Below are 23,763 nucleotides of genomic sequence, written 5' to 3'. Positions count from 1 at the left end.
TTTAGGAAATGCCTGGCACGACAGCCGCGAGGCATTCGCTTATGATTCACCGGCTCGCCCGACATGATGGCTCTTTACCAGTACACGGACGTCGAGGCCTAAACGTCGGGCGAGCTCCTTTTAACCTTCAGCGGGGCATGAAGCCCAGGTGCCAGCGCCGAGGGATCTTCAGCGATACCAGCCCCAGCAGCCCCGCCAATACACCGCTGATGATCAGCGCCTTGAGCCCCAACTGCTGCTCCAGCAGCGCACCGATCACCGCCCCCACAAACATCCCGGCCCAAGGGATCAACTGTACGCGCCAGCCATTGCGGCGCTCGCCGAGCAGCCAGCGCCCCAGCCCACGGCCAAAGCGTGACAGTGCGCCGGTGACGTAAGTCAGTCCCACCGGCAGCCCGTTGACCTCTTCCACCGCAGCATTGAGCATGCCCATCGCGATGATCGCCGCCAGTAGCGCGGGCAAGGTATCGGCGAAGGGCAGGAGTGCACCGCCGCACAGCAAGGCGGCAATACACAGCAGCAAGGGCAGGGCATGGCGACGGCTGAGTCGGCCGACCACCACGCCCAGCGCGTTACCCACCACAAAAGTTGCCACCAGCAACAGCAGCCGCCCGGTCAGGCCCAGGTCACCCGCGCTTATCGCCACCGCCAGGCGCGTAGTGTTCCCGCTCATGAACGAAACAAAGTCACCGCTCGCCATGAAGCCGATGGCATCGGTCATGCCCGCCAGCACCGACAGGCTGGCCACCAGCATCAGTCCGACGCGGCCACGCCAACGCTGTCGATGGGCCAGTGCGGCATTGACGTAGGGCTTTCGTGGCGAAGGCAACATAGGGTCGGGTTCCTCGGTGAGATTATCCGGCCACTACCGTAGGACGCTTTAAGCGCGCATGCAATGACCTCAGGCAGGCGTCAGGGTCCAACCCGCAGGATGCCAATCCAGAAAGTGCGTCGGCCTGATCGCCTGCACAAACGCCGCGTCATGGGACACCACCAGCATTGCCCCGGCAAAACCTTGCATGGCTTGCTCAAACGCCATCACCGATTCCAGGTCCAAATGGTTGGTCGGCTCGTCCAGCAACAGCAATTGCGCCGGCATTGCGCGCCACAAGGCAACCGCCATCGCAGCCTTCAGGCGTTCGCCGCCGCTGAGTTGCCCGGCGGGTTGGGTCACACGCAGGGCATCCAGTTGCAGCAGGGCCAGGCGCGTGCGCAACTCGCCTTCCGCCAGCGGGGTGTCCAGCAGGCTCAGTTGTTCGACGATGGAACGGTGGTCGTCGAGCAGCGCGAGGTGCTGATCGATATAGGCGCTGGGCACGTGCACGTGGCATTCGCCGCTTTCTGCACGCCATTCTCCCGCCAGCACTTTGAGCAGCGTGGACTTGCCGCAACCGTTGGGTCCATGCACCGCCACACGCACCGGGCCGGTGAGGTGCACGTTGAGGCAGGTCGACGGCAGCCAGGGTAATTGCGCGTTGATCAACGACAGCACCTGTCGGCCGTTGGGTACCGCTGATGCAGGCAATGCCAACAGCGTCGGTGTTTCATCCTCGACCCGTGCATAGGCTTGGCGCACCTGGGCATCCAGCTCCTGTTTGTGTTGCTCATGGGCGCTGCGCAGGGTGCTGACGATCTGCGAGGCAGCGCCTTTCCAGCGCGCTTTGGTGAAGCGATCGACGTTGGCCGTTTCCGCATGCTTGCGTGAGCGGGCGGCATGGCGTTGCAGGTTGTCGTGGCCTTTTTGCAGGCGCCGCTTTTCGCGGCTGCGTTCCAGGCGGGCGTGTTCCAGTGCGGCGACGGCGGCGTGCTGTTCAGCGTCGCGCTGTTGTCGATAGGCGTCGTAGTTCCCGCCATATAGGTTTACGCCGAGCGGCGACAGTTCAATGATGCGCCCCATGGCGTTGAGTAATTGCCGGTCATGGCTGACCACCACCAGGCCGCCACGCCATTCGTCGAGGACACGCAGCAGCCAGGCGCGGCCATCGCTATCGAGGTGGTTGGTGGGTTCATCGAGCACCAGCAACTGTGGCGCGGCCAGCAGCGCGCCGATGATCGCAACCCTGGCTAACTGGCCGCCGCTGAGTTGACGGGCTGGGGTATCAACAGAAAGCCGCGACAACCCTGCGGCATTCAAGCTACTGCGCAAACGCTCGGCCAAGTCCCAACGATCATCGATCAACTCGAGGTCATCGATCTGTGGGGCGCCTCGGGCCATGCGCTCAAGGGCGGTCAATATCGCTGCGGTGCCGGTAAGATCGGCGACGGTATCGCCTGGCGCTACCACGACGTTCTGCGCTACATAGATCACGCTGCGTGGGCAATTCAACGAGCCGGAGGAGGGCGACAACAGCCCCGCGATCAATTTGGCGAGTACACTTTTTCCTCGACCATTGCGCCCCACGATACCGGTGGGGGTGTAATCGATGGACAGGTTGAGGTCATCCAGCAGCGTCTCGCCATTGGCGAACCGGAAGGATAAATGTTGCAGGGAAACAAGCACAGGCAGCCGGTTGACGTCAGTCATCAGCACCTCCAAAAAAATGTCGGACAGGCCAACAAGCGCACCAGGCGGCTCGTTGCGGGTACATTTTGGAAGGCTTAGTGGTTCACGTCGGCGGTCGTCCTGCGCATCAGAAGGGAGGCAAAGCCTAACCCGCCTTGGCTTTTTTCGGCAAGTCTTGCGCCAGTTGCTCCAGGAACATCGCCAAGGCCACTTCTTCGGCCTTGAGCCCTTTGCGCAGTCTTGGTTTGGGCAATTTGGAGAGTTCGCCGAGGCTGAAATGCTCCAGCACGGCCGGGTGGATATAGCATTTGCGGCACACCGCCGGCGTGTTGCCCAACTGCCTGGCGACATCCTTGACCATCGCCACCACATGCCGCTTGGCATCCGACTCAGGCTGCCATTCCAGCTCGCGCAACACCGCCAGCGCCATGGCGGTGCCGGCCCAGGTGCGGTAGTCCTTGGCGGTGAAGTCGGCGCCGGTGAGACGGTGCAGGTAGTCATTGACGTCCTGGGAACTGACGGTGTGCCGTACACCGTCTTCGTCCAGGTACTGGAACAGGTTCTGCCCCGGCAGCTCCATGCAGCGTTTGACCACCGTGGCCAGGCGCCGGTCCTTGACGCTGATCTGGTGCTCTACGCCGCTCTTTCCACGAAACTGGAACTGGATCTCGCTGCCTTTGATATCCACATGACGGGTGCGCAGGGTGGTCAGCCCGTAGGACTTGTTGTCCCGCGCATACTGAGTATTGCCGACCCGGATCAGCGTCGCGTCCAGCAGCATGACGACCGTGGCCAGGACTTTTTCGCGGGTAAAGCCGGGTTCGGCGATTTGCGCTTCCAACTGTTTGCGCAGCTTCGGCAAGGCGTTGCCAAATTCCTGCAGGCGCGAGTATTTGTCGCTGTCGCGCACCTCACGCCAGCGCGCGTGATAGCGATACTGCTTGCGCCCGCGCGCGTCGCGGCCGGTCGCTTGCAGATGGCCTTGCGGGTCGGCGCAGATCCACACATCGGTGTAGGCCGGCGGTACGGCGAGGGCGTTGAGGCGCTTGATCTCATCCGCATCGCGGATACGCTCTCCCTTGGAATCGAAATACTGGAACTTGCCCCGCAGCGTCTTGCGACGGATGCCGGGCTGGGTGTCGTCAACGTAATGCAGGTCGCGGGGCAGCGCAGAGTCAGACATGGGGCGGGTTCCTTGGCAACACATCAGGCCGGTATGTCTGATTGACCGCAGCCGTATGCGGTCGTGCCAAAAGATTGCTCAAGCCAGCACGGCGACCGCCTTGATCTGCGCCCACAACGTCTGGCCGGGGTGCAGTTGCAACTGGTCGCGGGAGAATCGCGTGATGCGCGCCAACAGCGGCGAGCCTCCCGCGTCCAGGCGTACCAGCACGTGAGCGCTGTTGTCCGCGGCAATTTCCTGGGTGACGGTGACCGGCAGGCGATTGAGGATACTGCTGTGCTCCTCGGCTTGCAGACTGAGGCTCACGTCGCGCGCCTGCACCTTGATGCGCAGCGCCTTGCCCAGCGCCAGCGGTGCATGGGCCACGCGCATGTGCAGGGCGCTGGCGGGCAGTTGCAGCGTGAGCAATTGGTAGTGGTCGTCGTAGGCACTGACCGTACCATTGATGACCACACCGGCATCGTCACCCCGCGCCAGGGGCAGGTCGAGACGTGCCAGGGTTTCACCGATGGGGCCGCTGGCCAGGGCCTTGCCGTCGCTGAGCAGCACGATGTGATCGGCCAGGCGTGCCACTTCATCCTGGGCATGGCTGACGTACAGCACCGGGATATCCAGTTCATCGTGCAGGCGTTCGAGGTACGGCAGGATTTCCCCCTTGCGCTGACTGTCGAGGGCAGCCAGCGGCTCGTCCATCAGCAGCAGGCTCGGGCTGGTGAGCAAGGCGCGGGCGATACCGATGCGCTGGCGCTCGCCGCCGGAGAGGTGTTGGGGAAGGCGCTCGAGCAGATGACCGATGCCCAGCAACTCAGTAGCCTGGGCCATGTCCACACGACGCTGTTGACGGGCAATCCGCTTGAGGCCGAACTCCAGGTTGGCGCGCACCGACAGGTGCGGAAACAGGCTGGCCTCCTGAAACACGTAGCCCAGTGCACGTTTATGCGGCGGCACGAACAGCCCGTTACGGCTGTCTTGCCAGACGTCATCATTGATCTGGATGAAGCCGTCTTCGGCGCGTTCCAGCCCGGCGATGCAGCGCAGGCAGGTGGTCTTGCCGGAACCGGAATGCCCGAACAGCGCGGTCACGCCTCGGCCGGGCAGGTGCAGGTCCACATCGAGGGCAAAGCTTGTGTACTTGAGGTTCAGGCGTACATTGATCATCGACATCAGCTCCAGCCCATCCTGGTTTTACGGCTGGAGTAGAGCGCCAGCAACACAAGGAACGCGAACACCACCATGGAGCCGGCCAGCCAATGGGCCTGGGCGTATTCCATGGCTTCCACATGGTCGTAGATCTGCACGGAGACCACGCGGGTCTTGTCCGGGATATTGCCGCCGATCATCAGCACCACGCCGAATTCGCCGACGGTGTGCGCAAAGCCCAGGATCGAGGCGGTGATAAAGCCGGGGCGGGCCAGGGGCAGAATCACCGTGAAAAAAGTGTCCCACGGGTTGGCACGCAAAGTTGCGGCCACTTCCAGTGGGCGTGTGCCGATGGCGGAGAAGGCGTTTTGCAACGGCTGCACCACAAACGGCATGGAATAGATCACTGAGCCGATCACCAGCCCGGCGAAGCTGAAGGTGAGGGTGCCCAGGCCCAACCACTGAGTGAACTGGCCGAAATAGCCATTGGGCCCCATGGTCAACAACAGGTAGAAACCGATCACCGTCGGCGGCAACACCAAGGGCAAGGCGACGATCGCACCAATGGGGCCGCGCCACCAGGAACGGGTGCGCGACAGCCACAAGGCAATCGGAGTGCCGACGACCAGCAGGATCACGGTGGTCAGTGAGGCCAGTTTGAGGGTCAACCAGATAGCGGAGAAATCGGCACTCGATAACGGCATTTACTTGGCCAGCTCGTAACCAAAGGACTTGATGACGGCAGCGGCTTTAGGCCCCTTGAGGTATTCGACCAGTGCCTTGGCAGCGGCGCTGTCTTTGCCCTTGTTGAGGATCACTGCGTCCTGTTTGATCGGGTCGTGCATGGACGCCGGGACGATCCACGCCGAACCGCTGGTGACGTTGCCGTCTTTATAAATCTGCGACAACGCCACAAAGCCCAGCTCGGCGTTGCCGGTGGACACGAACTGATAAGCCTGGGTGATGTTCTGGCCTTCGACAATCTTGTCCTTGACCTTGTCGGTCAGACCTTCCTTGGCCAACACCTGAGTGGCAGCCAGGCCATAGGGCGCGGCTTTCGGGTTGGCAATCGACAGGTGCTTGAACTCGTTTTTCTTCAATACGTCGCCTTTGGCGTCGACGTAACCGTCCTTCGCCGACCATAGCGCCAGGGTGCCGACGGCGTAGGTGAAGCGCGAACCCTTGACGGTATCGCCTTCGCTTTCAAGCTTTTGCGGGGTGGTGTCGTCGGCGCTCAGGAATACTTCGAACGGCGCGCCATTCTTGATCTGGGTGTAGAACTGGCCGGTGGCACCGTAGGCCGCGACCAGTTTGTGCCCGGTATCTTTCTCGAAGTCGGTGGCGATCGCCTGGATCGGTGCAGTGAAGTTGGCGGCGACGGCCACCTGGACTTCATCGGCGTGGGCCGAACCGAATGCCAGTGCGGCGGCCAGGATGGCCAGGCGTGAGGCATGACTCTTCATGAAACAGCTCCTTTGAGGGTGTACGGCTTGTTATAGGTAGAAGGCTTAACCGTTATGTATGGGAATATATAGCGGTTGGCCTTTGCCGGTACAGTGCAAAGTTGCCACACAGCCGAGTGCTAGTTGAGCTTGGCCAGCGCCTGCTCCGCCAATTCACGGGTCAGTTCATAAGTCGTGGTGTCTTTGCCCAGGCGCAGTGCCTGGCCGGACCACAGGTTGCTGAAGCCCGCTTCATCCTTGGCCTTGAGCGGTATCAACGCGCCACCGGAAGTGGGAAACGCCGGTGCGGCCGGGTTGATCGCGCCCAACTCGCGCATTACCCGGTTGACGATGCCCCGTGCCGGGCGACCGGTGAACAGGTTGGTCAGCGCGGTTTCGCTGGCCTGGGCATGGCGCAAAGCATAGTGATGTGAAGCCGTGACGTTGGCTTCGGGAGTAAACAGGTACGCCGTGCCAATCTGCACCGCCGAGGCGCCGAGGGCGAACGCTGCGACAATCCCGCGCGCATCACCGATGCCGCCGGCGGCAATCACTGGCACGCTGACGGCGTCGACGACTTGCGGCAACAGGGCGAACAGGCCGATCTGGGTATTGAGGTCGTCGCTGAGGAACAATCCACGGTGCCCGCCGGCCTCACTGCCCATGGCGATGATTGCATCGCAGCCATGCTGTTCCAGCCAGATCGCTTCTTCCACGGTGGTGGCCGAAGACAGCACTTTGGCACCAGTGGCTTTCACCCGGTCCAGCAGGGACTTTTCCGGCAAACCGAAGTGAAAGCTGACCACCTCGGGGCGGAATTCTTCGACGACCTGGCACGCGGCGTCATTGAACGGTTCACGGTTGGAGACCGGGGTGGGCGCATCAAAGTCGGCGCCCAGTTCGCGGTAGTAGGGTTCCAGCAGTGCCTTCCAGCGGCGATCACGCTCGGGGTCTGGCGTGGGCGGTTGGTGGCAGAAGAAATTGACGTTGATCGGACGTGGGCTGGCCTGGCGGATGGCGGTCAGCGCTTCGCGCAGCTGCTCGATGCTCAGTGCTGCAGCCGGCAGCGAACCCAACGCACCGGCCTGATTGGCGGCGATAACCATGGCGGTGGTCGTGCCCACCGCCATGGGGGCCTGGATGATGGGCAACTGAATGCCCAGCAGGTCTAGAAGGCGGGTGTCTGGCCAGGTGTTCATGGGGTGCGTCTCCAGCGTTAGTGAGGCTTTTCGCTGTTTTAACAGGGCCCATGGCCCCCGGCCACTCTGTTTTATTCACTGGACGATCGCGGCGTTTCGTGGTGCGTCATCAATCAATGGCGTTGCCGAGTACGGCGTGAATCCGCTCGGCGATATGGGCGGCATGGGTTTCCAGGGCGAAGTGACCGGTGTCGAGCAGTTCCACCACGGCGTTCGGGTTGTCGGTTTTATAGGCGTGGGCGCCTGGCGGGATAAAGAACGGGTCGTTCTGGCCCCAGATCACCAGGGTGGGCACGTGTGTGGCCTTGAAGAACGCCTGGAACGCCGGGTACAGCGTCAGGTTGTTGCGGTAGTCGAGGAACAGGTCCAGTTGGATCTCGTCATTGCCGGGGCGCTGCATGAGCAGTACATCGAGCATGTATGATTCCGGGGCTACCCGCTCGGGCTGCTTTACGCCATGCAGGTATTGGTAGCGCGTGCCTTCCAGGCTGATCACTGCGTTGCGAATCACCTCGCGGTTGGCCTGGGACGGCTCGTTCCAATAGCTGCGAACCGGTGCCCAGGCATCCCCCAGGCCCTCCAGATAGGCGTTACCGTTCTGCGACACCAGTGCGCTGACCCGTTCCGGATGCGCCACCGCCAGCCGCAGGCCCACCGGCGCGCCATAGTCGAAGACATACAGGGCGTAACGGCTCAACGCCAGCGAATCGACAAAATGCCCGACCGTGATTGCCAGGTTGTCGAAGCTGTAGTGGTAATCGCGCTCAGCCGGCACCTCGGTGAAGCCGAAGCCCGGCAGGTCCGGCGCAATGACCCGGAAGCGCTTGGCAAGCAAGGGGATCAGGTCGCGGTACATGTGCGATGAACTGGGAAAACCGTGCAGCAGCAACATGACCGGTGCGGATGCAGCACCGGCCTCGCGGTAGAACATGCGCACGCCGTCGGCATCGACGTGACGGTAGTGAACGACAGGGGTTGGAGTGGTCATGATGGAATGTCCTTTGTAACTAGATTGAGTTGATTTACGGGTTACCTTTTTAAAAAGCTGCGCTGATTAATGTAACCTGTCAAATCATTTATGAGGGTTAGAATTATTGTTTTTGTAACTATCCTGATGTCGTAATAGCGGTTACGATATGGGCGTTCACAAGAGGATTGCCCCATGACCCTTTCCCCATCCACTGCCGCCCCCTCGGAACCCTACGTCCTGGCCGATGATCCGGTGTTGGACATGCTCAATACCCTGGCGAACATCGACGGCGTGCCGTGGGATTTCTGGCAGGCCGATGCCGACGTGGCCGCCTGGTTGGTGCGCCTGCAATGGGTTGAACAACACGGTATTGCGCAGTTTGAACCAGGGGCCTTGCTCAGCGCCGCGCGGGAGTTGCGCGAAGTGATTCGTGAGTTGGTGGCTGCGCGCAAAGCGCGACAACCTGGCAATCCGGCTGCGCTCAACGGCTTTTTACGCAAGGCGGTGAGCCACTCGCAGTTGGTGTGGCCGGCGTCCGAGGCGCCAAAGCTTGAGCGCCAGCGCAAGCAGCAGACGGCGCAACAGTTCCTGGCCCCGATTGCCGAAGCGGCCGCCACGTTGCTGGTGGAAGGAGATTTCAATTTGATCCGGCGCTGCGAGCATCCGGAATGCATCTTGTGGTTTTATGACCGCACCAAGGCCCACAAGCGCCGCTGGTGCAGCATGGCGTTGTGTGGCAATCGGCATAAAGTCGCTGAATTTCGTAAACGCAAACTGAAGCTTTGAAGGAGATGGCCTTGCACACCATCCAGGAGCAGCACGTCGCGACAGTCAGGGATCCGCTAGGTCTTAGACGACTGTTCTCTGGCGAGCAATTGCTGCTTGCGCTCCACCCCCCAGCGGTAGCCCGATAGCTCACCATTGCTACGCACTACGCGGTGGCAAGGAATGGCCACCGCCAGGCTGTTGGCGCCACACGCCTGGGCCACCGCACGGAACGACTTTGGTGCGCCGATGCGCTCGGCGATCTGCGCGTAGCTGGCGGTGCTGCCCGGTGGAATCTCACGCAAGGCTTGCCACACCCGTTCCTGGAATGCGGTGCCGCGCAGGTCCAGTGGCAAGTCCAGGCCGAGCGCGGGCGCTTCGATAAACCCCACGACCTGCGCAATCAGTTGCTCGAAACCCGGGTCGGCGCCCACCAGTTCCGCGTTGGGAAATTGATCCTGTAGATCGCGCACCAGTTGGTCCGGGTCATCCCCCAGCAGAATCGCACAGACACCGCGAGCGCTCTGCGCCACCAGGATCGCTCCCAGTGAGCACTGCCCGACGGCGAACAGTATCGCAGTGTTGGTGCCCCCGGCCTTGTAGTCGCCGGGCTTCATGCCAAGTAGTTGGTCGGCGGATTCATAAAAGCGGCTGTTGGAGTTGAAGCCCGCGTCATACAGTGCATCCGTCACTGAGTGCGCGCTCTTGAGACCGTCGCGCACCTTGCGCGAACGATGGGCGCTGGCATAGCCCTTGGGTGTCAGGCCAGTAACGGCTTTGAACACACGGTGAAAATGAAAGGGGCTGAGATTGGCGTGCAGTGCCAGCGTATTCAGGCTGGGTGGAGTGTCGGCCTGTTCGATATGACGACAGGCATCGGCCACCAGTTGTGCATGCTGCGCCGCGAGCTGGGTCTGGTCGCCGACCGCGCGTCTGCTGGCGCGATAGCCGGCGGCTTCGGCCTGCGCCGGGGTGTCGAAGAACTCGATGTTTTCCGGGCGCGGCAAGCGTGAAGCGCTACTGGCGCGGCAGTACACGCCGGTGGTCTTCACGCCATAGACGAACAGCGCATCGGCCTTGGGGTCACGGGCAAGTACGGCGGCCCAGCGCGGGTCTTGTTCGGTAGTCATGTTCGGCACTCTTGACGGATCCCGGCCAGATTAGCCGGGTCGCGAACGCCTGGCACTCTGAAGCTTGCGGTCAAATCAGCCGGCGGTGCGAAAGGTCAGGTTGATGCGTTGCGCACCCATCACCGGGTGCACGCCTTCCTTGATCGGCATCACGCCATGAAAGCGCAGGCGGTCCACGCCGCCCCAGACCACCACGTCGCCATGGAATAGCGAGACTTTGCGGGGCTTGTCGCTGCGCGCATGCCCACCAAACAGGAAAATCGCCGGCAGTCCGAGCGAGACAGACACCACGGGTTCGCTGTAACGACGCTCATTCTTGTCTTGATGCAGCGACATTTTTGCGCCGGGTACATAGCGGTTGATCAGGCAGGCGTCCGGGGCAAAGTCATGGAACCCGGCGTCAGCGGCCGCCAGCACCGCCAATTCACGCAGGGCGTCCGGCATGGGCGGCCAGGGTTGCTGGCTACGTGGGTCCACGGATGAGTAACGGTAACCAGAGGTGTCGGTAGTCCAGCCCAGATCGCCGCAACTGCTCAATGCCGCCGACATGGTAAAACCACCCGGTGTGACCATTTGCCGAAACGGTGATTGAGCCAGCACCTGCCGTAGTTCCGGTAGAAGGCGCTCAATCCAGGGCAGGGCGTAGCCTTTTAATACGCAGGACTGTTCGCCAATTTGCTCGCGCCCTGCGGGTTGCTGCAAGGCGTCTTCGGCGAACAGATCTTCGGTGGGGCCGGGCATTCGCCTACAGCGCCTTGCTCACATTGATGTCGGTGATTTCATCACTGGCATCGTGAATTTTCGCCAAGGCTTGCTTGGCTTCTTCGACGCTGTTGGTCTGCAGTTGAGCGAACTCAAAGCGGCGTTCGCCGTTGAGCTTGTACTTGATCACGTATTTGGTAGTAGCGGTCACGATCGTTTCCTGTGGGAGGGGCGGGTCAGCTCAGCTCAGCTCAGCTTGGAGCTGGTGCGACGCACAATGCGGATCTTGTGAGACAGCGCGGGTTTGCGGGTCACGCTGATGGCGCGGCGTGTGACCACGTCCAGGGTGATATTCCAGAACCCGGTGCTCGGTGCGGTGATCTTGGCGGGGAACTTGTCGAATGCGCCGCCGTGGTAGGTGTGTCGGCCGCCATTCTTGAAGCTGCGAAAGTTCGCATCGCTCATTAGCCGGATATTACAAGTCTGCGAGCATTCGATGACAACAATGTCTCCCTCGTTGAGGTGCTCGCGCTGGTGGATGAATTTCATGAGGGTGTCTCCAGAAGGGCTTTTTCTGAAAAATCAGAACGATACGTAGGTTAAGATGGAGTTTATCAGCCCCAGCGCGTTTATTATCGGCCCGTGTTCAACGACGTCGACAATTTAAAACAGTTATTTACCGAGTTTTCAGGGATAAATCCTACGTTGGCGGGAGAAAAATACCATCCCCGCTGTCGTAGGGTCTTTATCGGAGGTTTTGTATGAAGTGGAGTGTGTTGGTTCTGGCCCTGGCGATTGGTGGGTGTGCTTCGGTTGCAGATATCAAGCAGACCCCGCCGACCCTGGCGGTCATTTCCGGGAAGAAACCGCAGGAATATGCTGCCTGTGTAGTGCGCAAACTGTCCACCACGCGCCGCCCGCCGCAGATCGAGCCACATAAGGACGGTGTGCAGGTGATTGTGCCGCAGAAATTCTCGGCTGACCCGTCGGCGATTTTCGAGATCGAAGACCGCTCCAGTGGCAGCAGTATCAAGCTCTACGAGAGCATGTCCAATGTGCCGATCCGTCCCGGTGATGTGAAGAAGGCCGGCGAAGAGTGCATTTCCGGTTCATAAGCGCCGTTTCACCCACTGATCGGGCAGGGCATCCGTTAAACTCTCGCCCATTCAATGCAAAAATGCCGTGCAAACCCCCGGTTTGTGCGGCATTTGTTTTTTCGGGAAGTCTTTTATGAAGCGTGAACACGTCAGGGCTCGCCAGGCCGAAGGCCAGATATCGGCCACTCACATCATCCAGAACCCCGCTGACTTGGGGGAGTGGATTGTATTTTTCAAGAAAAGCGGTGGCCGCAGCTTTTTCCTGGTGGACGATCAGGATGAAGTCGAGTCGTTCTCGCGGCTGGATGACCTGGTGGAAACCATTCGTGGCCTGGGTATCAAGTTCGCCGATATCCAGTTGTAGGCGCTAAGCTTACTTGCACACGACTACGACACTGCGGCTTTTGAAGTTGCCGACGTCCTGGCCCAGGGTCTTTTCACTTTCCTTGAGCGAAGGCGTGCCTTCGGTGCCGACGATACGGTAGCCGGTGCCTGCGCAAGAAGCGTCGGCCTTTTCATAGCAGCTGGCCCAGGAATTGGCTTCGCCCGAGCAGTCGATGGTCAGGCCTTGCTCACCGTTTTTCAGGTAGACGTCAGAGGTGGTGGTGCATCCGGCGAGCGCCAGTCCTGCAGTCAGTGCCAGAATCTTGTTCATGTAGGTTCATCATCGAGGGTGTTGGAGGGCACGCTGACACTGTCGTGGGGCGTTTTGGCGAGATTATAGCGAACTGCCATCTACGTACAGACAAACACAAAAAAGCCCCGTTCACCGGGGCCTTCTGCACAGGGCGTTGACGCTTACTTGCCCTTGGGCCGTTTGCTCGAAGCGTGGCCTGCTTCATCCACAAACACTTCGGCTACGGCAATAGCCTGGCTTTCGCTGGCAAATGCGCCGGCGACGCTGTCGCCGTGGAAGTTGATCAGGTGCCAACCGTCTGCTCGCTTGGTGATCAGGTAGCCGTTCACGCCTTTTGGTTCTGACATCTATCAAGTATCTCGTGGTCTGGTTCAAGGGCCTAATGATAGCGCCAAATGTCGCGGGCACGCGCAAGTTATTCTAGGTCAGTGTTACCGCTGTAAAAGCATGCTAAAAAGGTCACAGCCCTTGGAAATACCCAGTGCAGGCTCATTTGGCCGTGCCGATGCAGATGCGCTTCGTAAGATACGCGGAACTTACGCCGAGATTTTTTCTCTATGATGACATCGCAACGCCAGCAGGACCCATTGTAAGGTGACTGCGGCCTGATTAGACTGCGCCGAATTCCGTACGCACAGCCCTTTGTAAGGACCCATATGATCAAGAAATGCTTGTTCCCAGCAGCCGGTTACGGCACTCGCTTCTTGCCAGCGACCAAGGCCATGCCCAAAGAGATGCTGCCGGTGGTGAACAAGCCACTGATTCAGTACGGCGTCGAAGAGGCACTGGATGCCGGCCTGAACGAAATCTCTATCGTGACCGGCCGTGGTAAGCGCGCGCTGGAAGACCACTTCGACATCAGCTACGAGCTGGAAAACCAGATCAAGGGCACCGACAAGGAAAAATACCTGGTCGGCATCCGCAAACTGCTGGACGAATGCTCGTTCTCCTACACCCGTCAGACTCAGATGAAAGGCCTCGGCCACGCCATCCTGACCGGCCGCCCGTTGATCGGTGACGAACCGTTCGCCGTGGTCCTGGCGGATGACCTGTGTGTGAACCTGGAAGGCGATGGCGTACTGACCCAGATGGTCAAGCTGTATCAAAAGTACCGCTGCACTATCGTTGCAGTGATGGAAGTGAACCCCACCGAAACCAACAAGTACGGCGTTATTGCCGGTGACGACATTGGCGATGGCCTGATCCGCGTGCGTGACATGGTCGAGAAACCAGCGCCGGAAGACGCACCTTCCAACCTGGCGATCATCGGTCGTTACATCCTGACTCCGGACATCTTCAAGCTGATCGAGGAAACCGAGCCAGGCAAGGGTGGCGAGATCCAGATCACCGATGCCCTGCTCAAGCAGGCCAAAGACGGTTGCGTGATTGCCTACAAATTCAAGGGCCAGCGTTTCGACTGCGGTGGCGCCGAGGGCTACATCGAAGCGACCAACTTCTGCTACGAGCACTTCTACAAGACTGGCAAGGCTTACTGATTCACGGTGTAGGCAGCCTGTTCCAAAAAAGCCACCTTCGGGTGGCTTTTTCATTTTTCAGCCCCATGTAAGTCGGTATGCTGATGTCCTGCCGAGGAGAGTGAAATGGCCTACGATTTTGACCTGTATGTAATTGGCGCCGGTTCCGGCGGTGTGCGTGCGGCACGTTTTGCCGCAGGCTTTGGTGCCAAGGTGGCCGTAGCGGAAAGCCGCTACCTGGGCGGCACCTGTGTCAACGTCGGTTGCGTGCCGAAAAAACTGTTGGTGTACGGCGCTCATTTTGCCGAGGATTTCGAGCAGGCCAGCGGTTTTGGCTGGTCGTTGGGCGAGGCGAATTTTGATTGGGCCACCTTGATCGCCAACAAGGACCGCGAGATCAATCGCCTCAATGGCATCTATCGCAACCTGCTGGTCAACAGCGGCGTAACCCTGCATGAAGGGCATGCGCGCCTGGTGGATCCGCATCAGGTCGAAATCAATGGCCAGCGCTTTACCGCCAGGCACATTCTGATCGCAACGGGTGGTTGGCCGCAGATTCCGGAGATTCCTGGGCGCGAACACGCCATTGGCTCCAATGAAGCGTTTTTCCTCAAGGAATTGCCCAAGCGTGTGCTGGTGGTCGGCGGTGGTTACATCGCTGTCGAGTTTGCCGGTATTTTCCACGGCCTGGGCGCCCAGACCTCGTTGCTGTACCGCGGCGACCTGTTCCTGCGCGGCTTCGACGGTTCGGTACGCACGCACTTGAAGGAAGAGCTGACCAAGCGCGGTCTGGACCTGCAATTCAATGCCGATATCGAGCGCATCGACAAACAGGCCGATGGCAGCCTCAAGGCCACGCTGAAAGACGGCCGGGTGCTGGAAGCTGATTGCGTGTTCTACGCCACGGGGCGGCGCCCGATGCTGGATAACCTGGGCTTGGAGAACACCGGCGTCAAACTCGACAAGCGTGGTTTCGTTGAGGTGGATGACCTGTACCAGACCGCCGAGTCCTCGATCCTGGCCATCGGCGATGTGATCGGTCGTGTGCAATTGACGCCGGTTGCCCTGGCCGAAGGCATGGCCGTGGCGCGTCGCCTGTTCAAGCCTGAGCAGTATCGTGCGGTGGATTACAAGATGATCCCGACGGCGGTATTCAGCCTGCCGAACATTGGCACCGTGGGGCTCTGCGAAGAAGAGGCGAGGGAGAAGGGCCACAAGGTGCAGGTCTTCGAAAGCCGTTTCCGACCGATGAAGCTGACCCTCACCGAGTGCCAGGAAAAGACCTTGATGAAGCTGGTGGTCGACGTCGACACCGACAAAGTGCTGGGTTGCCACATGGTCGGCCCGGATGCGGGTGAAATCGTGCAGGGCCTGGCGATCGCGCTCAAGGCAGGCGCGACCAAGCAGCACTTCGATGAAACCATCGGCGTGCACCCGACGGCGGCGGAAGAGTTCGTCACCATGCGCACGCCCGTAGCGGGCTGATCAGGCCTAGGGCGTTGCCTCTGGCGCCGCTGCAACGGCGGCGGCCAGGCGCAGCGCCTCGACACTGGCCTGGGCCTTGATCAGCTCCAGTTCCAGGGTTTTATTGGCTTGCTGCTGTTCGCCCAGCGCTTCCTGGCGTGACTGGTTCTCCACCGCTGCTACTCGCAGGCGCTCCTGCAGCAGGGTGCGTTCGCTGTCAATCAGGCTCACCTGTTCAGTCAGCTTGAGCAGCCGGGCCTGATCCTTGCGGGATTGCTCTTGCAGTGCAGTCAATTCCCTCGCCGTTACCCGGTGCTCAATCAACAGGCGCTCATTGTCGCGATGCAGTTGGGTGATTTCATCCTGGCGCACCATGGCGCTCTGTTGGGCCTGGCGCAGTTCTGCCTGTACCTGTTGCAACTGGCCTTCATGGCGGCGCTGTTCCTGTTCGCGCTGCTCTTTTATGGCATTGCGGTAATGCTCCAGGGCGTCCCGGGCATGCAGATGCTTTTCTTCCAGCGAGCGAATCTGCTCGTCCTTGTCGCTGATCCTTAGCTCGTAATCACTGCACGCCTGGCTCAGCCCGGCGTTGCGGGTTTGCTCGGTCTGCAGGCTGGTGCTGGCGGTTTGCAGGGCTGCGCTTTCTTCTGCCAGGGCGGCCGCCTGGATATCGAACCGCTGCTGGAGTTGGTCATGGGCCTCCTGAAGGGCTTGCACCTGGGCGAGCAGGGCGGCCTTCTGCTGTTCGAACTGTGCCAGGGCCAGGTCGATTGGCTCTTGGGCTTTCTCTTTCAGGCGCTGGGCCAGTCGCGCCACCAGTTCGCCAAGCTCGTCGTCGATCGGCGCTTGGGTGATGGTGGTGCGCGTTTCGCTTTCATCCAGCTCTTTCAAATAACGATGAATGGTGGTTTTCGAGCCCGTATTGCCCATCTCGATACGTACTGCGTCGATGCTGGGGTTCTCGCCGCGGGCGAGGATTGCCAAGCGGGCTGTTTGAACTACTGCTTTGTTGATGCCGCCGCGAGCCATGGGGTCTCCGTCGATTTCGTAATGTGGTACGTGGTATGTATATACGTACCATATCATAAATAAAAAGTTGTTGTGACTCATCGTTTAACAGATGGGATATTGGCGTATTATCCCGTGTCATGCGTGTTTGATTCGCGAAAGTTCCCGCCAGTAGTACAAATAGGCTTCCCATGAGCGATCTGGATCGTTACCTCAACGCCGCCACCCGCGATAACACGCGGCGCAGTTATCGCGCGGCCATCGAGCACTTCGAAGTGAGTTGGGGCGGGTTCCTGCCGGCAACCAGCGACAGCGTGGCGCGCTATCTGGTCGCATATGCAGGTGTGCTGGCAGTCAACACGCTGAAGCTGCGGTTGTCGGCACTGGCGCAGTGGCATGCCAGCCAGGGGTTTCCTGACCCGACCAAGGCGCCCGTGGTGCGCAAGGTACTCAAGGGCATTCGTGCTGTGCACCCGGCGCAGGAGAAGCAAGCCGAACCGTTGCAGCTCAAGCAACTGGAACAAGTGGTTGCTTCTCTTGACGCTGAAGCGATAGAGGCGGCGCAGGCACAGGACCAGCCCCGGTTGCTGCGTGCCAAGCGTGATACTGCGTTGATCCTGCTGGGCTTCTGGCGTGGCTTTCGCAGCGATGAGTTGTGTCGCCTTTCCATCGAGCATGTGCAAGCCACGCCTGGAGCGGGGATCAGCCTCTATCTACCCCGCAGCAAAAGCGACCGCGACAACCACGGCAAGACCTATCACACCCCGGCACTGTTGCGGCTGTGTCCGGTGCAGGCCTATAGCGAGTGGCTCAGTGCCGCGGCTTTGGTACGTGGCCCGGTGTTTCGCGGTATTGATCGCTGGGGCAACCTGGGGGAAGAGGGCTTGCACCCCAACAGTGTGATCCCGCTGCTGCGCCAGGCCCTGGAGCGCGCCGGCATTCCCGCCGAGCACTACACCAGCCACTCGCTGCGCCGGGGCTTTGCCACCTGGGCTCATCGCAGCGGCTGGGATTTGAAGTCGTTGATGAGTTACGTCGGCTGGAGCGACATGAAATCCGCCATGCGCTATGTTGAAGCCACGCCCTTTCTCGGCATGACCCTGGCGACCCGACCGCTGCTTTGAGATTTCTTCTATTAATACAGTCACCTGATAGGGAAAACCAATCGTCAGCATCAGGTTTGCCAATGAGCCATCGGCGTAGAGAGTGGGTAGGATTCACCTCATCAACTTGCTAAGCCCTTCTACAAACCTGACGGAGAGTCAACGATGCCTATCATCAACAGCCAAGTAAAACCGTTCAAAGCTACCGCCTACAAAAACGGCAACTTCGTAGATGTGTCCGACGCTGACCTGAAAGGCAAGTGGTCCGTTGTGTTCTTCTACCCAGCCGACTTCACCTTCGTTTGCCCAACCGAGCTGGAAGACCTGGCTGACAACTATGCCGAGTTCCAGAAACTGGGCGTCGAGATCTACAGCGTTTCCACCGACACCCACTTTGCCCACGCTGCCTGGCACAACACTTCGCCAGCCATTGGCAAGATCCAGTACACCATGATCGGCGACCCGACCCTGACCATCTCTCGCAACTTCGACGTGCTGATCGAAGAAGCTGGCCTGGCAGACCGCGGTACTTTCGTGATCAACCCGGAAGGTCAGATCAAGATCGTTGAACTGAACGACGGTGGCGTTGGCCGTGATGCTTCCGAGCTGCTGCGTAAAATCAAGGCCGCTCAGTACGTTGCTGCCCACCCAGGCGAAGTGTGCCCAGCCAAGTGGAAAGAAGGCGAGGCTACCCTGGCTCCGTCCCTGGACCTGGTCGGCAAGATCTAAGTCTGTGAAGTCTCAAGGGCGGGAATCCGCACTTAAGTAAGCTGCATCCGCCCCCAAAACGCCCGGGCGAGATTCGCTCGGGCGTTTTTTTGTCTGCAATAAACCGAATGAACAGGAAATCGCCCGTATGTTGGACGCCAATCTTAAAGCTCAGTTGAAGTCATACCTGGAACGGGTCACCCAGCCGATCGAGATCGTCGCCTCCCTCGACGACGGCGCGAAATCCCAGGAAATGCTTGCCCTTTTGCAGGACGTGGTCAGCCTCACCACGCTGATTACCCTGAAAACCGATGGCAATGATGCGCGTAAGCCGTCGTTCTCCATCAACCGCCCGGGTGCCGAGATCAGCCTGCGTTTTGCCGGCATCCCCATGGGCCATGAATTCACTTCGCTGGTGCTGGCCCTGCTGCAAGTCGGTGGCCACCCGTCGAAGGCCAGTGTCGAAGTGATCGAACAGATCCGCGCCCTCAAAGGCGAGTTCAGCTTCGAGACTTACTTCTCGCTGTCCTGCCAGAACTGCCCGGACGTAGTCCAGGCGTTGAACCTGATGGCCGTGCTCAACCCTAACATCCGCCACGTCGCCATCGACGGCGCACTGTTCCAGGCTGAGGTGGACGAGCGCCAGGTCATGGCAGTGCCCAGTGTGTACCTTAATGGTGTGAACTTCGGCCAGGGTCGCATGGGCCTGGAAGAGATCCTCGCCAAGCTCGACACCAGCGGCATCGAAAAAGCCGCCGAGAAAATCAGCGCCAAAGAGGCCTTCGATGTACTCGTCGTCGGCGGCGGTCCTGCCGGTTCATCGGCTGCGATCTACGCCGCACGCAAAGGTATTCGCACCGGCGTCGCCGCCGAGCGTTTCGGCGGGCAAGTGCTGGACACCATGTCCATCGAGAACTTCATTTCGGTACAGGAAACCGAAGGCCCGAAATTGGCCAGCGCCCTGGAAGCCCACGTGCGCCAGTACGACGTGGACATCATGAACCTGCAGCGCGCCAGTGCCTTGATTCCGGCGAAAAACGCCGGTGACCTGCACGAAATTCGCTTCGAAAGCGGTGCGACTCTCAAATCCAAGACCGTGATCCTGGCGACCGGCGCCCGCTGGAGAGAAATGGGTGTCCCGGGCGAGCAGGAATACAAGGCCAAGGGTGTGTGCTTCTGCCCGCACTGTGACGGTCCGTTATTCAAGGGCAAGCGTGTAGCGGTGATCGGCGGCGGCAACTCCGGCGTGGAAGCGGCCATCGATCTGGCCGGTATCGTCAGCCACGTGACCTTGCTCGAGTTCGACAGCAAGTTGCGCGCAGACGCCGTGTTGCAGCGCAAGCTCTACAGCTTGCCGAACGTCGATGTGATCACCAGCGCGCTGACCAGCGAAGTGAAAGGCGATGGCCAGAAAGTTACCGGTCTGGCGTACAAGGACCGTGACAGCGGCGAGTTCAAGACCATCGACCTGGAAGGGATCTTTGTGCAAATCGGCCTGCTGCCCAACACCGACTGGCTCAAGGGCACCGTGGAACTGACGCCGCGTGGCGAGATCATCGTCGATGCGCGTGGCGAGACGTCACTGCCGGGCGTATTCGCTGCCGGTGATGTCACCACAGTGCCGTACAAGCAGATCGTGATTGCGGTGGGCGAGGGCGCCAAGGCTTCCCTCAGTGCGTTCGATCATCTGATCCGGACTTCTGCCCCGGCGTAAGGAAGGCCGCGCAAATGAAAAAACCCCATGAGCGATCATGGGGTTTTTTTCGTTACAGCGGCGCCGGCTGGATAATTTCGACCCAATACCCATCCGGGTCCTTGATGAAGGCCAGGCTCTTCATGCGACCGTCGGTCAGGCGCTTCTGGAAATCGCAGCCCAAAGCTTCGAAGCGCTCGCAGGCAGCGACGATATCCGGCACCGAGATACAGATATGGCCAAAACCACGTGGGTCGGTATTGCCGTTGTGATAGGCGAAGTCAGCGTCGTTTTCGGTGCCGTGGTTGTGGGTCAGTTCCAGGATGCCTGGAATCGACTTCATCCACTGGGTGCGCTCGGCAGCGTCGGCCGGAATCTGTGATTTATCGACCAGAGCGAGGAAGTACAGGCTGAATTCGGCTTCCGGGAAGTCGCGTTTTTCAACCAGGGAAAAGCCCAAGACACGGGTGTAGAAGTCCAGCGACTTGGTGATGTCCTTGACCCGCAGCATGGTGTGGTTGAACACGAAATTGGCGGTGGCGGTGTCAGGTTGGGCAGTGACGCCCGGGAAAGTGTTCAGTTCGTGCAGGCTCATGGGCCCTCCAGAAAAAATGGGGCAAACGCGGCTCTGAAATGTGAGCGGTTCCTTGGCTTGCGGCTGGCATCCGTGCAGCCGCTCCATGATACGCAAGGCTCGGTCCGGTCGCCAGATGAAAAAGCCACGCAGGCCTTGCGGCCTGTGGAGGCTGGGGCTCAAACTTTGGCCATTGAACCTTGGGTGTTTTTGGTAATGACTGAATTTCGTAAACCGCTGTTGGGCATGCTGTGCGTGTGGTTGGGCAGTTCCTGCGTAGTGGCCGCCGAGCCCGAAATTCATTGGCCTGGTGGGTGGCAGGTCGAGGAAGTCGTCGCGGATGAACAGGCACCTGTAAAACCCCAAGCAGTATCACGCCAGCGGGCAATCAAGAATGATGAAAACGGTACGACCCTGATGGTCATGGAGTTGACCGGGACACCGATTGAAGTTGGCCACAAGGTTAATCTTCAAGGCGTACTGCTGGAGATGCGCAAATCCATCCAGAAGGATTTTGCCCAGGGCGGTTATCAAAGCGTGTGCAGCAAGATGCGCCCTTCAACATTGAGCCGTCTTGAAGCGCTGGAAACTACTTGCGTGATAACCGAGAACGGGCGGCACGTGCTCTCGCAAACATTGGTGGGCGCGGTTGATACCGATAAGGCGTATGTTTTTTCATACGCAGGTCGGGCCGATGCGTATGAAGCAAGCAAGGAGGAAGTCAGTTCGGTACGCGATAGCCTGAAACTTTAAGTGCGTGAGGCATGTCGATTTTGAACAAAGTGAAATGTTATTTAAGTTCGATTTCGAACCTTATAAGATAAAAAAGCCCCGCGTCAGCGGGGCTCTTTATAAATCCGGTACGATCAGCCGCGAAGCCAGGAATCTACAGTGGCAGGGCCGTACTGTTCTTTCCAGGCCTTGAGGCCACGGTGGTTACCGCCTTTGGTTTCGATCAGTTCACCGGTGTGCGGGTTCTGGTAAACCTTGACCACTCGCGCACGGCGCTGTTTGGGTGCGGCAGCAGCGGCGCTGGACTTGCCCGGGTTTGGATCAAGGATGGAAATGATGTCGCGCAGGCCTTTGCCATAGCTCTTCATCAGGGCTTGAAGCTTTTCTTCGAATTCGATTTCTTTCTTCAGGCCAGCATCGTTCTTCAGGGATTCCAGCTGGGCAAGCTGCTCTTGAAGGGCTTTTTCTGCTGCGCGAAATTCGGCGAGTCTGGACAAAATCTGTACTCCAATAGTGTAGTTGGCTGATATCAACTGCAGACAAAGCTATAAGCCAAGCGCTTTAAGGCGACCCAGGAAAGAAGTCGTCTCGCGAGTTCTGCACAGGCAGGAAAAATTGTAGTAGTTAATGCGCCACGAGTAAATCATGTCTTTTCTCCAGACCCAACTATTTCAGTACAGGTAGTGCATGGCTATTCAATGACGCGCCAGCGATTTAATAAATTCATCACAGGGTAAAGGCTTTCCAAACAGGTAGCCTTGCAGGAAGTCCACCCCTTGAGCGGCCAGGTAATCACACTGTTCGCGCGTCTCCACACCTTCTGCAACAATGCCCAAGTCGAGCTTGCCCGACAGCTCTATGATGCTGTCCAGAATATGCCCCGATAGTGCATCTGCACCGATCATGGCGACAAAACTCTGGTCAATCTTCAAGTAGTCCACATTGAAGTTGCGTAAATAGCCCAGGCTGGAATGGCCGGTGCCAAAATCGTCAATGGCAATCATCACCCCCAATTGATGCAAGGCGTCGAACAAGCGGCGGGTAATCTCGGTGGGTTCGATCAACTCGCGTTCGGTCAACTCCAGCACCAGAGTCACCTGGCCTACGGGAAAGGCGGCGAGAAACTCACGGCAGTCCTCCACCAGTGCCAGGTCCTGGCAGTGGCGTGCAGTGATGTTCACACCAATATGGAATCCCGGGCTGAAACGCGTGGCATGGGGCGCCAGTTGCGCGGCGGTCTGGCGCAGGAGAGCACGAGTCATCGGCACGATCAGGCCCGAATGCTCGGCCAGGGGGATAAACAGATCGGGTCGCACCAGCCCTTCCTTAGGGTGTTGCCAGCGCATCAGTACCTCGCAGCCTGCCCATTCACGGGTATCACCGCGCACCACGGGCTGGAAGTACGGAATGAATTCGTTGGCGGCCAATGCCCGATACAGTTCATGGGTGGGGGCCGAAGAGCGTTTTTGCAGCCAATGCGCCAGCGCCCCAGCCAGCAGGCCAAAGAACACCAGCAGGCTGAACAACGCCGGGTATCGAGCCTGCATGTAGCGCCAGACTTCGCCAGCCGGCATGCCTGCGTCGACGCTGTAGTGATAACGCGAGGATGCAAGATGATGGTGCGCCACGGCAAATAGCGGCACCGCGGTGTCATGCACTTTTCCATCGGCCCCCAGCCAATGGGGCCCGACTTGCAGTACCAGGTCGGCGTAACGACTGATCAGGCGCAAGGCGTTGGTCAGGTGGTAGCCGTCGATCGACGCAAATGCGGCCTTGTCACCCTCGACCAGCCGGTACACCAGCAGAGCGGTATCCGGCGTCACCGGGTTGCCATCCATCAACCACAACTTGCCGTCTACATAATCATCCGGATTGACCGGCGACGCGTATTGGTCGCCAAACAACGAGCTGCAGTAGATGTTTCTCTGCCAGGACAAGGTGGTCGCCCGCACGAATGGACGGCGCGTGACCTGCTCGCGCAATGCCAGCTGCGCGCCGTTATCACAGGGTTGACCTGCCAGTGGCAGCAACGCCTGGGCGGCGAGGGCGGTGTTATCGAGCATCAAGTCGAATTGGCGCACAGCTTCCTGCGCGGTCTGGGCGGTGCTTTGTTCAAGGGTGCGTTCGGCCTGCCAATGGAGGATCGCCACGCCCAATGCAACGGGCACCATGGCGCAAAATACGCTGATCAGGTTACGGGTGGCACGGCTGCGCGGGCCTTGGACGGTCAGGGGCATG

Annotated in this window: 27 protein-coding genes; 9 read left to right on the top strand and 18 right to left on the bottom strand. The window is 59.6% G+C overall.

Annotation, left to right across the window (positions count from 1 at the left end; translation table 11 throughout):
• Positions 1-127: 127 nt before the first annotated feature.
• From BM017_RS10615 to BM017_RS10580, 8 genes are all read right to left on the bottom strand, one after another.
• A complete protein-coding gene (locus BM017_RS10615) occupies positions 128-832 on the bottom strand; it encodes a YoaK family protein (protein ID WP_092243742.1) in 705 nt (234 codons plus the stop codon).
• Between the two features lie 69 nt (positions 833-901).
• Positions 902-2,524, bottom strand: a complete 1,623-nt coding sequence (locus BM017_RS10610; RefSeq protein WP_092243740.1) for an ABC-F family ATP-binding cassette domain-containing protein — start codon at positions 2,522-2,524, stop codon at positions 902-904.
• Positions 2,525-2,648: 124 nt separating this feature from the next.
• Positions 2,649-3,686, bottom strand: coding sequence for a DNA topoisomerase IB (locus tag BM017_RS10605; RefSeq protein WP_092243737.1), 1,038 nt, complete (start codon positions 3,684-3,686; stop codon positions 2,649-2,651).
• A 78-nt stretch (positions 3,687-3,764) separates the two neighbouring features.
• Positions 3,765-4,844, bottom strand: a complete 1,080-nt coding sequence (gene modC, locus BM017_RS10600) for a molybdenum ABC transporter ATP-binding protein (RefSeq protein WP_092244416.1) — start codon at positions 4,842-4,844, stop codon at positions 3,765-3,767.
• A 5-nt stretch (positions 4,845-4,849) separates the two neighbouring features.
• Positions 4,850-5,530, bottom strand: coding sequence for a molybdate ABC transporter permease subunit (gene modB / locus BM017_RS10595; RefSeq protein WP_092243734.1), 681 nt, complete (start codon positions 5,528-5,530; stop codon positions 4,850-4,852).
• Positions 5,531-6,289: a molybdate ABC transporter substrate-binding protein gene (modA, locus tag BM017_RS10590; RefSeq protein WP_092243731.1), complete on the bottom strand. Its 759-nt coding sequence runs from the start codon at positions 6,287-6,289 to the stop codon at positions 5,531-5,533.
• 119 nt (positions 6,290-6,408) lie between these two features.
• Complete coding sequence (locus BM017_RS10585; RefSeq protein WP_092243728.1) at positions 6,409-7,467, bottom strand: NAD(P)H-dependent flavin oxidoreductase; 1,059 nt, start codon at positions 7,465-7,467, stop codon at positions 6,409-6,411.
• Positions 7,468-7,576: 109 nt separating this feature from the next.
• Positions 7,577-8,455: an alpha/beta fold hydrolase gene (locus BM017_RS10580; protein WP_092243725.1), complete on the bottom strand. Its 879-nt coding sequence runs from the start codon at positions 8,453-8,455 to the stop codon at positions 7,577-7,579.
• A gap of 174 nt (positions 8,456-8,629) precedes the next feature.
• Between BM017_RS10580 and BM017_RS10575 the strand changes: the two genes are divergently transcribed.
• Positions 8,630-9,223 carry a CGNR zinc finger domain-containing protein gene (locus BM017_RS10575; protein ID WP_092243721.1) on the top strand — a complete coding sequence of 198 codons (594 nt, stop codon included), beginning with the start codon at positions 8,630-8,632 and terminating at the stop codon, positions 9,221-9,223.
• 56 nt (positions 9,224-9,279) lie between these two features.
• Here BM017_RS10575 and ada read toward each other — a convergent pair whose 3' ends face one another.
• The 4 genes from ada to BM017_RS10555 form a co-directional block, all read right to left on the bottom strand.
• Positions 9,280-10,332: a bifunctional DNA-binding transcriptional regulator/O6-methylguanine-DNA methyltransferase Ada gene (gene ada / locus BM017_RS10570; RefSeq protein ID WP_092243718.1), complete on the bottom strand. Its 1,053-nt coding sequence runs from the start codon at positions 10,330-10,332 to the stop codon at positions 9,280-9,282.
• Positions 10,333-10,407: 75 nt separating this feature from the next.
• Positions 10,408-11,073, bottom strand: coding sequence for a DNA oxidative demethylase AlkB (gene alkB / locus BM017_RS10565; RefSeq protein WP_092243715.1), 666 nt, complete (start codon positions 11,071-11,073; stop codon positions 10,408-10,410).
• A gap of 4 nt (positions 11,074-11,077) precedes the next feature.
• On the bottom strand, positions 11,078-11,245 hold the full coding sequence (locus BM017_RS29090; protein ID WP_012724160.1) for a hypothetical protein: 168 nt from the start codon (positions 11,243-11,245) through the stop codon (positions 11,078-11,080).
• A 35-nt stretch (positions 11,246-11,280) separates the two neighbouring features.
• Positions 11,281-11,583, bottom strand: a complete 303-nt coding sequence (locus BM017_RS10555) for a DUF1883 domain-containing protein (protein ID WP_003191319.1) — start codon at positions 11,581-11,583, stop codon at positions 11,281-11,283.
• Between the two features lie 212 nt (positions 11,584-11,795).
• Between BM017_RS10555 and BM017_RS10550 the strand changes: the two genes are divergently transcribed.
• Both BM017_RS10550 and BM017_RS10545 read left to right on the top strand, forming a co-directional pair.
• Positions 11,796-12,149, top strand: a complete 354-nt coding sequence (locus BM017_RS10550) for a hypothetical protein (protein ID WP_071488238.1) — start codon at positions 11,796-11,798, stop codon at positions 12,147-12,149.
• A gap of 115 nt (positions 12,150-12,264) precedes the next feature.
• Positions 12,265-12,495 carry a hypothetical protein gene (locus tag BM017_RS10545; protein WP_071488239.1) on the top strand — a complete coding sequence of 77 codons (231 nt, stop codon included), beginning with the start codon at positions 12,265-12,267 and terminating at the stop codon, positions 12,493-12,495.
• A gap of 9 nt (positions 12,496-12,504) precedes the next feature.
• On the opposite strand, the gene BM017_RS10540 is transcribed toward BM017_RS10545, so the two are convergent.
• A complete protein-coding gene (locus tag BM017_RS10540; RefSeq protein WP_071488240.1) occupies positions 12,505-12,786 on the bottom strand; it encodes a hypothetical protein in 282 nt (93 codons plus the stop codon).
• Between the two features lie 143 nt (positions 12,787-12,929).
• Positions 12,930-13,115 carry a hypothetical protein gene (locus BM017_RS10535; protein ID WP_012724166.1) on the bottom strand — a complete coding sequence of 62 codons (186 nt, stop codon included), beginning with the start codon at positions 13,113-13,115 and terminating at the stop codon, positions 12,930-12,932.
• A 309-nt stretch (positions 13,116-13,424) separates the two neighbouring features.
• On the opposite strand from BM017_RS10535, the gene galU reads away from it, so the two are divergent.
• Both galU and gorA read left to right on the top strand, forming a co-directional pair.
• Positions 13,425-14,264, top strand: coding sequence for a UTP--glucose-1-phosphate uridylyltransferase GalU (galU, locus tag BM017_RS10530; protein WP_003173830.1), 840 nt, complete (start codon positions 13,425-13,427; stop codon positions 14,262-14,264).
• 105 nt (positions 14,265-14,369) lie between these two features.
• Complete coding sequence (gorA, locus tag BM017_RS10525; RefSeq protein ID WP_092243712.1) at positions 14,370-15,728, top strand: glutathione-disulfide reductase; 1,359 nt, start codon at positions 14,370-14,372, stop codon at positions 15,726-15,728.
• Between the two features lie 6 nt (positions 15,729-15,734).
• Here the strand turns inward: gorA and BM017_RS10520 are convergent, their stop codons facing one another.
• Positions 15,735-16,736 (bottom strand): DNA-binding protein, encoded by a 1,002-nt coding sequence (locus tag BM017_RS10520; protein WP_092243709.1) that lies wholly within the window; start codon positions 16,734-16,736, stop codon positions 15,735-15,737.
• Between the two features lie 170 nt (positions 16,737-16,906).
• Between BM017_RS10520 and BM017_RS10515 the strand changes: the two genes are divergently transcribed.
• The 3 genes from BM017_RS10515 (at position 16,907) to ahpF (ending at position 20,240) form a co-directional block, all read left to right on the top strand.
• On the top strand, positions 16,907-17,839 hold the full coding sequence (locus tag BM017_RS10515; RefSeq protein WP_092243707.1) for a site-specific integrase: 933 nt from the start codon (positions 16,907-16,909) through the stop codon (positions 17,837-17,839).
• Positions 17,840-17,983: 144 nt separating this feature from the next.
• The gene (gene ahpC / locus BM017_RS10510; RefSeq protein WP_010210361.1) at positions 17,984-18,547 is read left to right on the top strand and encodes an alkyl hydroperoxide reductase subunit C; all 564 of its coding nucleotides are present in this window, start codon (positions 17,984-17,986) and stop codon (positions 18,545-18,547) included.
• A gap of 127 nt (positions 18,548-18,674) precedes the next feature.
• Positions 18,675-20,240, top strand: coding sequence for an alkyl hydroperoxide reductase subunit F (gene ahpF / locus BM017_RS10505; protein WP_071488244.1), 1,566 nt, complete (start codon positions 18,675-18,677; stop codon positions 20,238-20,240).
• A 52-nt stretch (positions 20,241-20,292) separates the two neighbouring features.
• Here ahpF and gloA read toward each other — a convergent pair whose 3' ends face one another.
• Entirely contained in the window at positions 20,293-20,814 is a 522-nt protein-coding gene (gene gloA, locus BM017_RS10500) for a lactoylglutathione lyase (protein WP_071488245.1), read from the bottom strand.
• A gap of 195 nt (positions 20,815-21,009) precedes the next feature.
• Between gloA and BM017_RS10495 the strand changes: the two genes are divergently transcribed.
• Positions 21,010-21,546, top strand: a complete 537-nt coding sequence (locus BM017_RS10495; RefSeq protein ID WP_092244413.1) for a DUF4946 domain-containing protein — start codon at positions 21,010-21,012, stop codon at positions 21,544-21,546.
• Positions 21,547-21,659: 113 nt separating this feature from the next.
• On the opposite strand, the gene BM017_RS10490 is transcribed toward BM017_RS10495, so the two are convergent.
• Entirely contained in the window at positions 21,660-22,022 is a 363-nt protein-coding gene (locus BM017_RS10490) for a histone-like nucleoid-structuring protein, MvaT/MvaU family (protein WP_071488246.1), read from the bottom strand.
• Positions 22,023-22,220: 198 nt separating this feature from the next.
• Positions 22,221-23,762, bottom strand: coding sequence for an EAL domain-containing protein (locus BM017_RS10485; protein WP_092243704.1), 1,542 nt, complete (start codon positions 23,760-23,762; stop codon positions 22,221-22,223).
• Between the last annotated feature and the right edge of the window lies 1 nt (position 23,763).

The sequence above is a fragment of the Pseudomonas sp. NFPP04 genome, assembly GCF_900113815.1.
GTDB classification, from domain to species: Bacteria; Pseudomonadota; Gammaproteobacteria; order Pseudomonadales; family Pseudomonadaceae; genus Aquipseudomonas; species Aquipseudomonas extremorientalis.
Note: the sequence above shows the minus strand (reverse complement) of the source record. Positions and strands in the feature narration are given on the sequence as shown.